Genomic DNA, 16,018 nt, shown 5'->3' on the forward strand with positions numbered 1-16,018 from the left:
GCAGGGGACGGACACGAGAACGGCGAAGGCCCGGGAGAACGCTCCCGGGCCTTCGCCGTCGTTCGTCCGGTCAGTTCAGGCGTTCGGCGGTCTCGAGCAGCGAGGCGCGCAGCGTCTCGCCGAGGAACTCCAGTTCGGTGTCGGTGGCGTTCAGCGGCGGCGCGACCAGCAGGCCCTCGCCGCTCCCGTCCGGATGCCACCCGGCGAAGGGGTACAGGAGCAGGCCCTTCTCCCTGGTGACGCGGAGGAGGTCGCGGATGCTGCCCGGGGCCAGCTCCAGGCCGTAGAAGTGCCCGAGGCCGCGCACGCCGGTCACGACCGGCAGGCCCCGCGTCGCCTCGGCGACGACCCGGCCCACGGCCGCGCCGCCGACCCGGTCGCGCTCGAAGACGCCGAGGTCCTCCAGCACCGACAGGACCGCGAGCCCGACCCGTCCCTGCAGCGGGGTCCCCGACATGGTCCCCATGAGGGGGAGCCACTTGCCGGCGGCCATGATGTCCTCGGCGAGCCGGGGCGCGACCATCGTGGCGGCCAGCGGCAGGTACCCCGCCCCGAGCCCCTTCGCGAGGGTGATGATGTCGGGTTCGGCGCCCGGGGCGTGGTGCGAGGCCAGCGGGAGGCCGGTGCGGCCCAGCCCGGTGAGCACCTCGTCATGGACCAGCAGGACGCCGTACTCGTCGCAGATCCCGCGGACGGCCCGCAGGTATCCGGGCGGCGGCACGTACCCGCCGCCGGTGGTGCCGTTGACGGGTTCCAGCAGGACCGCCGCCACGCTCTCCGGACCCGCCTTGACGATCGCCTCGCGCACCTCGATCGCGCATTCGGCCCGGCAGACCGGGAACCGGCAGCCGCGGTGCTGGCCGGGGTAGGGCGGGTCGAAGGCGGGGCCGATGCCGAAGGCGTCGTCCTCGTGCGGCCGCCGGTTGCGGTGCCCCGACAGCGCCAGCACGAACGCGCTGTTGCCGTGGTAGCCGAGCGTGGCCGTCAGCACCTTGTGGCGGCCCAGCTCCCCCCGCGCCCGCTGCGCCAGCCGGGCCAGCGCGATGGCGGCCTCGGTGGCGTGGGTGCCGGTGGGGGTGAACATGACGCGGTCGTCCGGCCGGTGCACGGCCCTGGCCGTGGCGGTGGCCAGCCGCTGCACCTGGGTCGCCGTGAACGTCCCCGGACTGGCGTAGGTGCAGATGCCCGCCTGGTCGCTCAGCGCCTCGACCACCACCGGGTGGGCGTGGCCGATGTTGACGTTGATGATCCCGCTGGCGGCGTCCAGGTAGCGCTGCCCGTCGGTGCCGTACACCCAGGACCCGGCGGCGCGGCTGTAGGGCACCGGTGGGATCTGCAGCCGTGCGGCCAGGAGCTGCGACGTGTCCGCGGCCTCGTTCGTTGTCACGTGGGGAACCCCTCCAGGAGCCTCGGCCCCGTCAGGACGTCCGGCCGACGAGGCGCTCGATGCGCCGGACCACCTCGGACGGCAGCGGCAGGGCGGCCATCTCCCGGCCGAGCCCCGCCGCGGCCTCCGCGTACGCCGGGTCGGACAGGATCTGCTGGCACTTCTTGGCGATGACCTCGCTGGTCGCCTCCTCCGGGGAGAGCACGACCGCGGCGCCGGCCTCGGCGAGGCGGCGGGCCATGTCGCACGCGCGGTGCTGCCCGGGGTCGGGGATCAGGATCTGCGGCACGCCGAAGGTCAGCGCCGTCAGCATGGTGCTGCCGCCGGTCTGGTGGACGATGACGTCGCAGGTGGGCGCGACGACGTCCAGCGGGATCCAGCCCGCCTTGACGTCCGGCATCCGCTCCCGCAGCGCGGGCGCGGCGTCGTCCGACACCGGGACCACCACCTCCGCGTCCACGGCGGAGATGTTCTCGACGATCCCCTGGAGGAAGTCGTGCTGGTTGTAGGTCGCCACGCCGGTGCCGATGGTCACGCAGATCCGGCGGCCCTCGCCCCGCGTGTACATCCACGGCTCCAGGCGGCTCTGCGCGTTCGCCGGGACCCACCGCATCATCTGCGCGGGCCCGGCCTCCGGCGTGCGCAGGCTCGGCGGCGTGACATCGATCATCATGTCCGGTTCGGGCAGCCCGTCCAGGCCCAGCTCCGCCAGCTCCTCGCGCAGCTCGTCCGACGCCTCGGGGTCGGCCAGCCGCCCGTGGTGGATGTCCCAGGCGTGGCGCACGTAGGGGACGCCGAGGCGGGCCGCCAGCAGCGGCGCGGAGTAGACGCTCATGCCCCCGACGACCACGTCGGGGCCCCATTCCGCGGCGAACGCCAGCAGGGCGTCGAGGGGCTCGGTCTCGATCCGCGCGTACCACCGGCCCGAGAGGCCCTCGCGCTCCACCGGGTCCTCCGGCACCCGGGCGAGCCCGGCCTTGGCGAGGATCTGCTGCGGGGTCGTCTCCGGGTCGGTGACCGGCACGGCGGGGAGCCCGACCCCGGTGATGACGGGGATCATCTCCTCGATCGAGCTGGTCACCATGACCTGGTGGCCCGCGTTGCGCAGAGCCGTGGCGAGCGGGGCGTGCGTAAAGATCGTCGACGGGGCGACCCCGGCGAGAATGATGACCTTCAAGGAGTCCTCCTGGCGGTGCTGCGTCGATCACCGGGTCCGGTACGGGGACGAGCGGGAAACCGCGGCTTTGACGCGGTTTCGGCCAGGCTCGCCCACACCACCGCCGGGAGCCATCACCAACGTCGGTAGTCTCGTCCGGCCCGCTGCGGTTTCGCTTTCCCGCCGGTGGTCCGCGCGGGTGGTCCTCGCCGGACGACCGCCGGGGGCGTCCGCCGGTGGGCCTATCAGGTCGAGGGATGGCGGGTGGGCCGCCCGGACCTAGCGTGGCGAGGGTGCCTCATTCTGCGGAGCAGTTCGAGAAATGGACCCGCCGATTCCACCCGGCGCCGGACGGTGACGCCCGCGCCCCCCGCCTCCTGTGCCTGCCGCACGCCGGCGGGTCGGCGAGCTTCTTCTTCCCGGCGTCCAAGGCGCTCGCGCCGTCCGTGGAGGTGCTGGCGGTCCAGTACCCGGGGCGGCAGGACCGGCGGCACGAGCCGAACGTCTCCGACCTGCACGAGCTGGCCGACCAGATCTTCGCGGCGGTGCGCCGCCTCGACGACCGGCCCCTGGCGCTGCTGGGGCACAGCATGGGCGCCCTGGTCGGCTACGAGGTCGCGCTGCGGATGCGGGACTCCGGCACCCGCGCGCCCGTCCGGTTCTTCGCCTCCGGCCGGCGGGCCCCGTCCCGCCACCGGCCGAGCACCCTCCACACGGAGCCGGACGAGCGGATCGTGGCGGAGCTGCGGAGGCTGAGCGGCACGGACGCGGCCATGCTGGCCGACCCGGAACTGCTGGAGATGATCCTGCCGGCGATCCGCGCCGACTACCGCGCCGTCGAGACCTACCGGCCCGAGCCCGGCCGCGTCCTGGACTGCCCGGTGACGGTGCTCACCGGGGACGCCGACCCCCAGGTCACGATCGACGAGGCGGCGGCGTGGGAGGAGCACACCACCGGGCCGACGGAACTCCGGGTCTTCCAGGGCGGCCACTTCTTCCTCATGGACGAGGCCGAACGCGTGCTCGACACCGTGCGGAGCGGGCTCGGCCGCCGGAGCGTCGACTCGGACCGCGGAGTCGCGATCTGAATGGACCACGGGCGCGCGCCGTCCGGGCCGGCCGGGGCCGGACAACTATCAAGGCTGGGGATACCGGCCCGCGGACGCCGTTGCGAGCCTGAAAACGCCCGGGACATCCGGGACGAGCAGCCGGTGGGGCCATGGTGAGGCCGCGGCCGCCGAGGGGGGTGACTGTCCGACAGGTGTCTCAATCCAGCAGGACACGGAAGGAGACCCCGGCCGGTGCGGACCCGGGCGTCGCGGCACCGCCATTGCGACGTCGCCGGACGCGGCGCCCCGGCACGAACGCCTCAGCGATATCGGACGGTGCGGGCCCATCGCGCCCGGCCGCGGGCGGGTGCGTTCGCCCGGACACTCATGCATTAGCGCGCTCAAGTATTTTAGGGTGCACCCTAATATTAAAGGTGCCGGTCGGTCGGCTGTTTTGGGGCCGTCCGTCGGAACGATTGCCGCAAACTCCATAAGACGCCGCATTCTCGTGATTTGCAGACTCCGGCGGGGGAGGATTCTTCTCCCGGCCGACGCCCGGAGCGCGTTTGTGAATAAACTGTGATATGCATCTCATTGCGCACCGGGCGGTTCGGGGGCGAGGCGACCGGTTGTCGCCCCTCGTCTCGTCGTCGCAGGTCAGCGAGGTGTACCGCGAATCGTCGCGCCGAATCCGCTGGTCATGGAGCGCTCCATTGATCGCCTCGCCGGCCGTCCGGGAGTCGCCGCAGGTCAGCAAACGGGCCACCTGAATTGATCATAAGAACCTGTCCCGGAACGGGATGTCGCTTCTCTGTTCGAGACATCGGGTGACAGGATTTGCCCCTTGACATCTGCGGAGCGCTATTGGTTATGCTCTGGAACGTTGGTGTGCGAGTTGCCGAACTCAAATAACCGGGGAGGGTTGTCGCCACGTGCTCGGCTCTTCAAGTGAGGAAGTGGCACGTGAGCGTCGGGCGGCCGGCCGGGTCCCCACGGGCCGGCCCGTTCGACCGCGTTCGGGGGGAAAGCTCGGCGCCGCCCCCCGTGTCCGTGTCAAAAGTAATACCTAATGAGATTATTTCCTGCCTAACTCATTCACCTGTGCTCCCGAACGATCGTCGTTAGGTGAAACGGACATGCAATCTTCTCTCGGGTCCCTTACTGGAACCAATGATTACCTGGCCGGATTCGATGACGAGTGGATAAGAGGGCGGTGCGATACCGCGGCCCGGCTCCGGCGCTCCATGCAGGCATGGCAGGACGGACGGGTCGAGGCGGCGGTCCGGCACGGCGCCGAGGCCGCCGTCGCCGAATGCGAGGGCGGTCACGAGCTCTGCCGGCTCGCCCAGTTCCGGTACGCCACCCTGCTCATCAAGGTCGGCGAACTGGAGTCGGGCCGGCGGGCGCTCGAAGCCCTCGAAGCGGACGGCGCCGGAACCGAATCGCCCACGCTGGCCGCCGCGTCGCACGTCGCCCGCGGCACCCTGCACTTCGCCCTGGGCACCGTCAATGACGCCATCGCCGAACTCGAAATGGGGCTCCGCATCGCCGAACGGCACGGCGTGCGCTCTCTGCGGACCCCCTGCTACACGGTCATCGCGCTCTGCGCGCTCCGCCGCGCGGACATGAGGGTCTGCCTCGACTTCGTCGACAAACTGGCGGACGAAGCCCTGCTCGGGTACTGCGGGCATGCCGCGGGAGCCTGGGTGACCGCCCAGGCCATGGAGGCCCGCAGCGGAGTGGCCAGCGCGGGAGACCTCATCTCCGGCATCGTCACCAGCCCCCACGTGCTCCGCCCCCTGATGGTGTCGGAACCGGCGGCCGCGGCCTGGCTGGTCCGCGCCTTCGGCAAGCTGGACGCCCCGGACCTGGCGCGGAAGACGGTCTCGGCGGTCTCCGCGGCGGCCGCCGACAACTCCCGGTTCGGTGCGCTGCGGGGCGCGGCCCTGCACGCCGCCGGCCTGCTGGAAAGCGACTCCGGGAAGCTGTGGGAGGCGGCCGGCCTCTACCCCGACCGGTGGTCCAGGGCGTCCGCGCTGGAGGACATGGCCGCCGCGGTGTCCGAGCGCTGCTGCGAGAAGGAGCGGACGGTCCGCACCCTGGAGTCGGTCCTGAGCGTGTACGAGGCCACCGGCGCCAGGCGGGACGCCGCCCGCGTGGTGAGCAAGCTCCGCGACTTCGGCGTCCGCCGCGGCGCCATCCGCACCGTCAACTGCCCGGACCTGCTTCCGCACGGGCTCACCAAGACGGAGTTCGCCGTCGCCGAGCTGGTGAGCCAGGGCCACACCAACGACGAGGTCGGCAGGCAGCTGTTCATCTCCCGGCACACCGTGGCGTTCCATCTGAAGAAGGTGTTCCAGAAGATGAACGTCGCCTCGCGCGTCGAGCTGGCGGCGGTCTGGACGGTGAACCCGTAAGGAACGTTCCGGCCGGACACGAGAGCGAGGGCGAGCCACCGCCCTCGTTCACGCGCGCCGGGGGCACGTCCCGCCCGTTCCCGCCCCGCCCCGCCCGTTCAGTCCCGCCCGTTCACGCCGCGTCCTCCGCCTTCTTCTTGAGCGGTTCCCACCAGCCGCGGTTGTCGGCGTACCACCGGACGGTCGAGGCCAGGCCGTCGTCGAACGCGATCCGCGGGGCGTACCCGAGGGCCCGCAGCTTGGCGTCCGACAGCGAGTACCGCCGGTCGTGGCCGGGACGGTCCGCGACGCGCTCGACCGACGACCAGTCGGCGTCCAGCATCTCCAGCAGGCGGCCCGTCAGCTCCAGATTGGTCAGCTCGGCCGTGCCGGCGATGTGGTACACCTCCCCGGGCGCACCGCGCTCGACCACGGCCCAGATGCCCCGGCAGTGGTCGTCCACATGGATCCAGTCCCGCACGTTCCCGCCGTTGCCGTACAGCGGCACCCGCAGGCCGTCCAGCAGGTTCGTGGTGAAGAGCGGGACGACCTTCTCCGGGTACTGGTACGGCCCGTAGTTGTTCCCGCAGCGCGTGATCGACACCGGCAGGCCGTGGGTGCGGGCGTACGCACCGGCGATCATGTCCCCGCCCGCCTTGGCGGCCGCGTACGGCGAGTTCGGCGCGATCCGGGCGTCCTCGTCCCACGAACCCGTCTCGATGCTGCCGTACACCTCGTCGGTCGACACCTGCACCACGCGCGGCACGCCCGCGTCCAGGCACGCCTGCATGAGCGTCTGGACGCCCTGCACGTTGGTGCGGACGAACTCGCCGGCGCTGGCGATCGACCGGTCCACGTGCGACTCCGCCGCGAAGTTGACCACGACGTCGTGGCCGGGGACCAGCTCGGCGAGCAGTCCGGCGTCGCAGATGTCGCCGTGCACGAACGTGTGCCCGTCCGCGACCGGCGCCAGGTTGGCCGGATTGCCGGCGTAGGTGAGCCGGTCGAGCACGGTGATCTCGGCCTCGCCCGCGAGCGACCGCACGAAGTGCGAGCCGATGAACCCGGCCCCGCCGGTGACCAGAACGCGCCGTCCCATAGCCCTGTCCGTCCCTCTCAGCTGCTGATCTGCACGGTGCTGTGGTCGCCGAGCACCAGGCGGTGCGCCCGCGGCACCCGGGGCACGGGAGTGACCCGCACCTCGCGGCCGATCAGCGACACCTCGATCCGGCCGACGCCGTCGATGGACGCGCCGCGGAGGACGATCGAGTACTCGATCTCGCTGTCCAGCACGGCGCAGTCCCGGTCGATGGAGGTGAACGGGCCCACGTAGGAGTCGCGCACGACCGAACCGGCGCCGATGACCAGCGGCCCGACCAGCCGCGAGCCGGTCACCGCGGCGCCCTCCTCCACCACGACCCGTCCGATCAGCTCCGACGCGGCGTCCACCGAGCCCCGCACCGACGGTTCGAGGCCCTCCAGCACCAGCCGGTTGACCTCCAGCATGTCGGTGACGTTGCCGGTGTCCTTCCAGTAGCCGGTGATCACGGTGGACTCGACCCGGCGGCCCGCCGACATCAGCCCCTGGATCGCGTCCGTGATCTCCAGTTCGTTCCGCCAGGACGGCGTCAGCCCGGCGACGATCTCGTGCACCGCCGGAGTGAAGAGGTAGACGCCGACGAGCGCCAGGTCGCTCTTGGGGTGCCGCGGCTTCTCCTCCAGCCCGGTCACGCGGCCCGCCGCGTCCAGCACGGCGACGCCGAAGGCGCGCGGATCGGACACCCGGGTGAGCATGATCTGCGCGTCGGGGCGCTCGGCGCGGAACCGGTCGACCAGGCCGGTGATGCCGCCGACGATGAAGTTGTCGCCCAGGTACATGACGAAGTCGTCGTCGCCGAGGAAGTCGCGGGCGACCAGCACCGCGTGGGCGAGGCCGAGCGGGGCGTGCTGGGGGATATAGGTCACCTTCAGCCCGAACGCCGAGCCGTCGCCGACCGCCGCGCGGATCTCGGGGGCGGTGTCGCCGACGATGATGCCGGCCTCGCCGATCCCGGCGTCCGCGATCGCCTCCAGGCCGTAGAACAGCACCGGCTTGTTGGCGACCGGGACCAGCTGCTTGGCCGAGGTGTGGGTGATCGGCCGCAGCCGCGATCCGGCGCCGCCCGCCAGGACGAGTGCCTTCATGCGGACGCCCGCCGAACGGTCTGGTTCACGAGGGACTCCCGGAGGCCGTGGGGGCCGTGGTGGCTGCGGGTAGGGACGCGCCCTGAATCCGTGGGACGGTCAACATGGTTGTTGAAGCCGGCAGAAAGCGCGCTCCCTTACCTTTGTAGTTTTACGGAGCGTGCCGACCGCGTGACGGCGTACCGGCGCGACCGCCCCGGGGAGTGCCGGGCGAGTAAGTAAAGGTGGCGCCGGGGTGAAGCCGCCTCGGTCACCACGGCAGCGGGCGGCCGTCCCGGAAGAACCCGCCGGTGGGCCCGTCGTCGGGGAGCGTGGCCGCCCAGACGACGCCCGCCGCGCCGTCGGCGACCGGCCGGCCGCCGGGGCCGCCCATGTCGGTCGCGACCCAGCCGGGGCACACCGCGTTGACCAGGATGCCGTCGTGCCGCAGTTCGGCCGCCAGCATCCGGGTGAGGGCGTTGAGCACGACCTTGGACGCGGTGTAGGCGGGGGTGCCGCCGCCCATGTTCGTCAGCGAGGCCACCTCGCTGGACACGTTGACGATCCGGCCGTGCCCGCTCTCGCGCAGCAGCGGCAGCATCGCCCGCACCAGCCGCCACGGGCCGTACAGGTTCGTCTCGGCCGCCTCCCGCACCACGTCCAGGTCGGCGTCGGCGGCACGCTGCCACGTGTCGTAGGTGATCGCGGCGTTGTTCACCAGGACGTCCAGCCGCCCGAACCGCTCGGCGACCGCCTCCGCGGCCCGCGCGGCGTCGCCGTCCGACGTGACGTCGAGCCGCAGCGGGACCTGCCCCCGGACGGCCGCGGGGGAGCGGGCCGCCGCGATCACCGTGTGCCCGCGCTCGGCGAGCTGCGCGCAGACCTCCCGTCCGATCCCCCGGTTCGCTCCGGTCACCAACGCGATCATCGTCCGGCTCCTCTCCTCGGGACGGCACGATCGTGCGGCCGCACGCGCTTCCGCGTCCAATACCCGCCGTGATAGCCGTTGGCCATGGACGGTCATCTGCGCGATCTGCGGTACTTCGTCGCGGTCGCCGAGGAGCTGAACTTCACCCGCGCCGCCGAGCGCCTGTTCGTCTCCCAGCCCGCGCTGAGCAAGCAGATCCGCCGCCTGGAGGACGACCTGCGGGTGCGGCTGTTCGAGCGCGACCGGCGCACGGTGGCGCTCACCGCGCCCGGGGAGGCGCTGCTCCCGGCCGCGCGCGAGATGCTCGGCCGCTGGGACCAGGCGCAGCGCGAGGTCGCCGACGCGGCGGCCGCGGCGGCCGCCGTGCTGACCGTCGGGCTGTCCACGAGCGTCGGCCGCGGCCTGCTCGCCGCCGTCCGCGACCGGTTCGCCGAGCGCCGCCCCGGGTGGCGGCTGCGGATGCGGCAGGTCGACTGGACGGACGCCAGCGCCGGGCTCGCGTCCGGGGACGTCGACGTCGCGTTCGTCTGGCTGCCCGTCCCCGCCGAGGACGCCTTCCACCTGCGGGTGGTCGCGCGGGAGCCGCGCTGGGTCGCGTTCCGCGACGACCACCGGCTCGCCGGGCGCGACGAGGTGGACTTCGCGGACCTGCTGGACGAGCCGTTCCTCGCCCTCCCGGAGAGCGCGGGCCCGCTGCGCGACCACTGGCTCCCCGCCGCGCACCGCGGCGGCCGTCCCGTCCGGGTCGGCGCGACGGTGGCGAACGCGGACGAGACGTTCGCGGCGATCGAGGAGGGCAGCGGCATCGTGCTGCTGTCCGCCGGGAACGCGGCGATCTACCGCCGTCCGGGCGTGCGCGCCGTCCCGGTCGCCGGCCTGCCGCCGTCCGAACTGGCCGCCGCCTGGCGCCGCGGCGACGACCGGACCGCCGTCCGCGACTTCGTCGACGCGCTCCCGACCGCGACGTGACCTGGACGATTCGTCGTTTTCTTGACGTTTAGCCGCGTTTTGTCGTCGGTGGGCCCGGGGACTTACGCCTTGCTGACGTCCATGCATTTCGGGGGAGGAAACGCATGAAGAGGGTCATGACCGGAGCGCTGATCGCCGCCGTCGCCGCCGCCGGGGGGATCGGCGGGACCGCCGCGGCCGCCGAACCGCAGCCGCGGCAGCAGACCCAGGACTGCCGCACCTACTCGAGCACCACCCGGTGCGGCGACGTCCGGCTCGACGAGAAGCAGCGCGCGTGCGTGTCCTCCAGCGTCCGGCTCGGCATGACCGAGCGCCGGGCGGAGGTGGAGTGCCAAGCCTTCCGCTGACGGACGGCCGCGGGCCCGCCCCCGGACGCCTTCCGGGGGCGGGCCCGCGCTCGCGGACGGCCCGCGCTCGCGGACGGCCCGCGCTCGCGGACGGCCCGCGCCCGGGGCGGTCGGCGCCGTGATCCTCGTCATGGCGGCCGCACCGCGCGGCGCGCGCGTGAGGAAGTCGACGTCCCGGCGTCCCAGGGGTGGTGATCGCCGCCCCGGCGATGCATTGTGGACTGGGCCGCACCCGTTTCCGAAGGTGATTCCTAGCGCAGGGTGGTGATTTGCGATCGCACCGGCGAACGGGGCAGTCTGGGGACCGAGAACGCCCACGAGTAGCACGTCCGCTACGAGGGGAAACCGAGATCAGGTCCGGGGACCGCGTTATGCGCCGCGCGTCTCCGGGCGCACCGGGAGCCGAGGAGCCCCGGGACGACGGCGCTGAAGGAGCCCGACGATGACCGAGAATGACGGCGCGCAGGGACCGCAGCGGCCGTTGCCGGAAGACGAGGGCCAGGCCACGCCCCCGGAGGGGCAGGGAGAGCAACCTCCCGCCCGTCCGCTGGGCGAGCGCACCGTGGTGTTCGGCGCACCGCAGCTGGGCGGCCAGGCCCGCCCCGCCGCGCAGCCGCCGCAGCCCCCCGCCCCGCACCAGCAGCCGTCCGCGGGCCGGCAGCAGCCGGCCCAGCAGCCGCCCGCGCCGCAGCCGCCCGCGCCGCAGCAGGGCGACCGTCCGGTGTCGCCGCCTCCGCCGACCATGGTGGAGCAGCCCGCCCAGCAGTTCGGCGAGCAGCCGCCGCCCCCGCCGCCGCAGCCCTACGGGCAGCCCGGCGGGTTCCCGCCCCCGGAGCAGCAGCAGTACGGGCAGCCCCCGCAGCAGCAGCCCGGGTACCCCCAGCAGCCCGCGCACGGCGCCCCGGCCGAGCAGCAGCCGTTCGGCGGCCCGCAGTACGGGGCGTCGACGGGCGGGTTCCCGCCGGTCGAGCCGCGCGGCCCGGAGGGCGCTCCGCCCGCCGAGCCCCCCGCCGCGCCGCCCGCGCCGCCCGCCCCGCAGGAGCCGGCCGCCGATCGGACGCTGATCGTCCCGAACCCGGGCGCGGAGGAGCAGGAGAAGCCCCGCCCGAAGGTCGACGACCAGGCGACGCTGCACTGGTCGCCCGGCACCGACATCCCGGTCGCGACCGGGCCCGAGCGCCGGCAGGAGCCGCCGTCCGAGCCGTGGCAGGCGCCCGCCCCGCCGGCCACCCCGGAACCCTGGTCGGCGGACGCCCAGCAGCCCCAGCCGGGGGCCGCCCCCGGACGGCCGCAGGCGCAGCAGCCGGGGCAGCCCGGGCAGCCGGGCCAGTCCGAGATGGAGCGCACGCTGATGGTCCCGCCGCCCGGTGAGGGCGCCGGGCAGCCGCAGCAGCCGCAGGGCTTCGGCGGCATGGAGGAGCCCCCGGCGACCGAGGCGTTCGACCCGTCCGCCCAGGGCGCGCCGGGCCGTCCCGCCGAGTCGGGGGGCCTCGCCGAGCACACGGTGATGGACCTCGGCCAGCAGCAGTGGCAGACCGCGGGACAGCCGCCGCAGCAGCAGCCGCCCCAGCCGGGCGCGCAGCAGTTCGGCCAGCAGGACTACGGGCAGCAGTCGCCCTACGGCCAGCAGCAGCAGTACGGGCAGCCCGACCAGCAGCAGTTCGGCCAGCAGCAGCCCTATGACCAGCAGCAGTACGGTCAGCAGGCGCCCGGCCAGGCCCCCGGCCAGGCTCCGGGGCAGGCCCCCGGGCAGGGCACCGGCGGGCAGTACCCGCCGTTCGGGCAGCCCGACCAGCAGGGCGGCGCGCCGGACGAGCAGCACGGAGCGCTCCAGTTCGGCCAGCAGCCCTACGGCCAGGCCCCCGGCGCGCCCGGAGCCCCGGGCCAGCCGGGCCAGTACGGCCAGCCGGGGCAGCCCGGCCAGCCCGGCCAGTACGGGCAGCAGCCCGGGTACGGCGGGGACGCCGCCGGGTCGGGCGGCAAGAAGAAGGTCGTGCTGATGACCGCGGGCGTCGGGATCGCCCTGCTCGCGGTGATCGTGCTGGCGGTGCTCTTCCTGCGCTAGCACACGGGCCAAGTTTGCGCCACGTCTTCCCCATCACGGGGTGCGTGGGTCACAATGCCGACGGGTCTCCCGCCTCGCGGGCGGGAACTCCCCGTCGGCATTCGGCCGTTCTGAGGGGGAATCGGCCGCTGCGGGCCCGCTCGGTTTGCGCCGGAGGGCGTCCGCGCGGTAGTGCGCTGCTCGCTTTGCACTTTGGCGTCGCGGTCGGTAACCTTTTCGCTTGTGCCCGCTGTATGCGGGCCGCTATGCGTGCGCTAAGGCGAAGCCCGTCAGGGCAGGGCCGGCGGCCGCATCTACTCCCCGGCTTGTTTCGGCCCTTCTCGGGCCGGGCGGTCTGTGTCGGTTTCTTGTGGATGTACTTCCGCGAGCTGGCGACACGCCCGACCGCGTGGGTCGGAGAGGGTCGGGAAACCGGCAGGTCACAGCCTCTCCTGAGGTGGTGATTGCAGACAAGACTTACCGGCTCGGTACGAGGAAGACGGAGACGCGGTGCCCACGATCCAGCAGCTGGTCCGCAAGGGCCGCCAGGACAAGGTGACCAAGAACAAGACGCCCGCGCTGAAGGAGAGCCCCCAGCGCCGGGGTGTCTGCACGCGCGTCTACACGACGACGCCCAAGAAGCCGAACTCCGCGCTTCGCAAGGTCGCCCGTGTCCGGCTGACCAGCGGGATTGAGGTCACGGCCTACATCCCCGGTGTCGGTCACAACCTGCAGGAGCACTCGATGGTGCTCGTGCGCGGCGGCCGTGTGAAGGACCTCCCCGGTGTTCGGTACAAGATCATCCGCGGGTCCCTCGACACGCAGGGCGTCCGCAACCGTAAGCAGGCGCGCAGCAAGTACGGCGCGAAGAAGGAGAAGAGCTGATGCCGCGCAAGGGCCCCGCTGGCAAGCGCCAGCTGATCGCTGACCCGGTGTACAACTCGCCGCTGGTCACCGCGCTCATCAACAAGATTCTCCTTGACGGCAAGCGCTCCATCGCGCAGCGGATCGTCTACGACGCCCTCGAGGGCGCCCGCGAGAAGACCGGCAACGACCCGGTCGTCACGCTGAAGCGCGCGCTCGACAACGTGAAGCCGACCCTGGAGGTCCGCAGCCGCCGCGTCGGTGGCGCGACCTACCAGGTCCCGGTCGAGGTCCGTCCGGCCCGCAGCACCACGCTCGCGCTGCGCTGGCTGGTGGTGTACGCCCGGCAGCGTCGCGAGAAGACGATGACCGAGCGTCTGATGAACGAACTTCTGGACGCCAGCAACGGCCTCGGCGCCTCGGTCAAGAAGCGCGAGGACACGCACAAGATGGCGGAGTCCAACAAGGCCTTCGCCCACTACCGCTGGTAACCCGGCGGAACTGCAACGACGAGACGCAGCGAGGACGACAGTGGCTACCAAAACCGGTGTGGACCTGGCCAAGGTCCGCAACATCGGGATCATGGCCCATATCGACGCGGGCAAGACCACGACGACCGAGCGCATCCTGTTCTACACGGGGATGAGCTACAAGATCGGCGAGGTCCACGACGGCGCCGCCACCATGGACTGGATGGAACAGGAGCAGGAGCGGGGGATCACCATCACCTCCGCCGCCACCACCTGCACCTGGCCCGTTGAGGACGTCAAGCACACCATCAACATCATCGACACCCCCGGCCACGTCGACTTCACCGTCGAGGTGGAGCGCAACCTGCGGGTGCTCGACGGTGCGGTCGCGGTGTTCGACGGCGTCGCCGGTGTGGAGCCGCAGTCCGAGACCGTGTGGCGGCAGGCCGACCGTTACGGCGTGCCCCGCATGTGCTTCGTCAACAAGCTCGACCGGGTCGGCGCGGAGTTCCACCGCTGCGTCGACATGATCGAGAACCGGCTGAACGCCACGCCGCTGGCGCTGCAGCTGCCGATCGGTGCCGAGGCCGACTTCAAAGGCGTCGTCGACCTGGTGACGATGAAGGCCTTCGTGTGGAACGAGGAGGCCAAGCTCGGCGAGATGTACGACACGGTCGACATCCCCGAGAGCCACGCCGAGACGGCCCGCAAGTGGCGCGACAAGCTCATCGAGACCCTCGCCGAGAACGACGACGAGGTCATGGAGCTCTACCTGGAGGGTGTCGAGCCCACCGTCGAGCAGCTCCACGCGGGCATCCGCCGGGCCACCATCGCGGCGAACCTGACGCCGGTCCTGTGCGGCACCGCGTTCAAGAACAAGGGCGTGCAGCCCCTGCTGGACGCGATCGTCCGGTACCTGCCGTCGCCGCTGGACGTCGAGGCCATCGAGGGCCACGCCGTCCGCGACGAGGAGCAGGTGCTCAAGCGGATCCCGAGCGAGGACGAGCCGTTCTCCGCGCTCGCCTTCAAGATCGCCAGCGACCCGCACCTGGGCAAGCTGACGTTCGTGCGCATCTACTCCGGCGTCCTGGAGTCCGGCACCTCGGTGATGAACTCCGTCAAGGAGCGCAAGGAGCGCATCGGCAAGATCTACCGGATGCACGCCAACAAGCGCACCGAGATCGAGCGCGCGGGCGCCGGCGACATCGTCGCGGTGATGGGCCTCAAGCAGACCACCACCGGTGAGACGCTGTGCGACGAGAAGGCACCCATCGTCCTCGAGTCGATGAACTTCCCGGCGCCGGTGATCGACGTCGCGATCGAGCCGAAGACCAAGGCCGACCAGCAGAAGCTGAGCACCGCGATCCAGCGGCTGGCCGAGGAGGACCCGTCCTTCCAGGTCCGGTCCGACGAGGACACGGGCCAGACCGTCATCGCGGGCATGGGCGAGCTCCACCTGGAGATCCTCGTCGACCGGATGAAGCGCGAGTTCAAGGTCGAGGCCAACGTCGGCAAGCCGCAGGTCGCCTACCGCGAGACGATCACCAAGAAGGTCGAGAAGGTCGAGTACACCCACAAGAAGCAGACGGGTGGCTCGGGCCAGTTCGGCCGCGTGATCATCGACCTCGAGCCGCTGGGCGGCGGGTCCGACGGGTACGAGTTCGAGAACAAGGTCACCGGTGGCCGCATCCCGCGGGAGTACATCCCGTCGGTGGACGCGGGCTGCCAGGAGGCCGCGGAGTTCGGTGTCCTCGCCGCCTACCCGATGGTGGGCGTCAAGGTCACTCTGCGAGACGGCGCCTACCACGAGGTCGACTCCTCGGAGATGGCGTTCAAGGTCGCCGGTTCCATGGCGTTCAAGGAGGCCGCCCGCAAGGCGTCCCCCACGCTGCTGGAGCCGATGATGGCGGTCGAGGTCACCACGCCCGAGGAGAACATGGGCGACGTGATCGGCGACCTCAACAGCCGGCGCGGCCAGGTCCAGTCCATGGACGAGCGGCACGGGATGCGCGTCGTCAAGGCGCTGGTCCCGCTGTCGGAGATGTTCGGCTACGTGGGTGATCTGCGCAGCAAGACCCAGGGCCGGGCTGTTTTCAGCATGCAGTTCGACTCCTACGCCGAGGTTCCCGCGAACGTCGCGCAGGAGATCATCGCCAAGGCGCGGGGCGAGTAGCACCCGGCCTGCCACAGATCACCAGGACCCACATCGAAGCGGTCGTCTAGGCGGCCGAGGATCGCAACAAGG

The 16,018-nt window shown here is 72.1% G+C and carries 13 protein-coding genes; 8 read left to right on the forward strand and 5 right to left on the reverse strand.

Annotated features, from left to right (window positions below; genetic code table 11):
• Positions 1–70 precede the first annotated feature (70 nt).
• Both H505_RS0124150 and H505_RS0124155 read right to left on the reverse strand, forming a co-directional pair.
• Positions 71–1,387 carry an aminotransferase family protein gene (locus H505_RS0124150; RefSeq protein WP_026404035.1) on the reverse strand — a complete coding sequence of 439 codons (1,317 nt, stop codon included), beginning with the start codon at positions 1,385–1,387 and terminating at the stop codon, positions 71–73.
• Between the two features lie 31 nt (positions 1,388–1,418).
• The gene (locus H505_RS0124155; protein WP_125618331.1) at positions 1,419–2,564 is read right to left on the reverse strand and encodes a glycosyltransferase; all 1,146 of its coding nucleotides are present in this window, start codon (positions 2,562–2,564) and stop codon (positions 1,419–1,421) included.
• Positions 2,565–2,836: 272 nt separating this feature from the next.
• Between H505_RS0124155 and H505_RS0124160 the strand changes: the two genes are divergently transcribed.
• Both H505_RS0124160 and H505_RS0124165 read left to right on the forward strand, forming a co-directional pair.
• Entirely contained in the window at positions 2,837–3,631 is a 795-nt protein-coding gene (locus H505_RS0124160) for a thioesterase II family protein (protein WP_026404037.1), read from the forward strand.
• Between the two features lie 1,205 nt (positions 3,632–4,836).
• Positions 4,837–6,009, forward strand: a complete 1,173-nt coding sequence (locus tag H505_RS0124165) for a helix-turn-helix transcriptional regulator (RefSeq protein WP_211238547.1) — start codon at positions 4,837–4,839, stop codon at positions 6,007–6,009.
• Between the two features lie 112 nt (positions 6,010–6,121).
• Here the strand turns inward: H505_RS0124165 and rfbB are convergent, their stop codons facing one another.
• The 3 genes from rfbB to H505_RS0124180 all read right to left on the reverse strand — a co-directional run bounded on the left by rfbB (position 6,122) and on the right by H505_RS0124180 (position 9,079).
• Positions 6,122–7,087, reverse strand: coding sequence for a dTDP-glucose 4,6-dehydratase (gene rfbB, locus H505_RS0124170; RefSeq protein WP_026404039.1), 966 nt, complete (start codon positions 7,085–7,087; stop codon positions 6,122–6,124).
• Positions 7,088–7,104: 17 nt separating this feature from the next.
• Entirely contained in the window at positions 7,105–8,172 is a 1,068-nt protein-coding gene (locus H505_RS0124175) for a glucose-1-phosphate thymidylyltransferase (RefSeq protein ID WP_026404040.1), read from the reverse strand.
• Positions 8,173–8,422: 250 nt separating this feature from the next.
• Entirely contained in the window at positions 8,423–9,079 is a 657-nt protein-coding gene (locus tag H505_RS0124180; RefSeq protein ID WP_026404041.1) for an SDR family NAD(P)-dependent oxidoreductase, read from the reverse strand.
• A gap of 84 nt (positions 9,080–9,163) precedes the next feature.
• Here H505_RS0124180 and H505_RS0124185 point away from each other — a divergent pair, with 84 nt between their 5' ends.
• The 6 genes from H505_RS0124185 to fusA all read left to right on the forward strand — a co-directional run bounded on the left by H505_RS0124185 (position 9,164) and on the right by fusA (position 15,946).
• A complete protein-coding gene (locus tag H505_RS0124185; RefSeq protein ID WP_026404042.1) occupies positions 9,164–10,048 on the forward strand; it encodes a LysR family transcriptional regulator in 885 nt (294 codons plus the stop codon).
• Between the two features lie 104 nt (positions 10,049–10,152).
• Positions 10,153–10,395 (forward strand): hypothetical protein, encoded by a 243-nt coding sequence (locus H505_RS44045; RefSeq protein ID WP_034519598.1) that lies wholly within the window; start codon positions 10,153–10,155, stop codon positions 10,393–10,395.
• A 442-nt stretch (positions 10,396–10,837) separates the two neighbouring features.
• Positions 10,838–12,460 carry a hypothetical protein gene (locus H505_RS0124195; protein WP_026404043.1) on the forward strand — a complete coding sequence of 541 codons (1,623 nt, stop codon included), beginning with the start codon at positions 10,838–10,840 and terminating at the stop codon, positions 12,458–12,460.
• A 489-nt stretch (positions 12,461–12,949) separates the two neighbouring features.
• A complete protein-coding gene (rpsL, locus tag H505_RS0124200) occupies positions 12,950–13,324 on the forward strand; it encodes a 30S ribosomal protein S12 (protein ID WP_026404044.1) in 375 nt (124 codons plus the stop codon).
• The gene (rpsG, locus tag H505_RS0124205) at positions 13,324–13,794 is read left to right on the forward strand and encodes a 30S ribosomal protein S7 (protein WP_026404045.1); all 471 of its coding nucleotides are present in this window, start codon (positions 13,324–13,326) and stop codon (positions 13,792–13,794) included. Before rpsL ends, rpsG begins: the two co-directional genes overlap by 1 nt.
• Before the next feature lie 40 nt (positions 13,795–13,834).
• Complete coding sequence (gene fusA, locus H505_RS0124210) at positions 13,835–15,946, forward strand: elongation factor G (RefSeq protein WP_026404046.1); 2,112 nt, start codon at positions 13,835–13,837, stop codon at positions 15,944–15,946.
• The last annotated feature ends 72 nt before the right edge of the window (positions 15,947–16,018 follow it).

The sequence above is a fragment of the Actinomadura rifamycini DSM 43936 genome, from assembly GCF_000425065.1.
Lineage (GTDB): Bacteria > Actinomycetota > Actinomycetes > Streptosporangiales > Streptosporangiaceae > Spirillospora > Spirillospora rifamycini.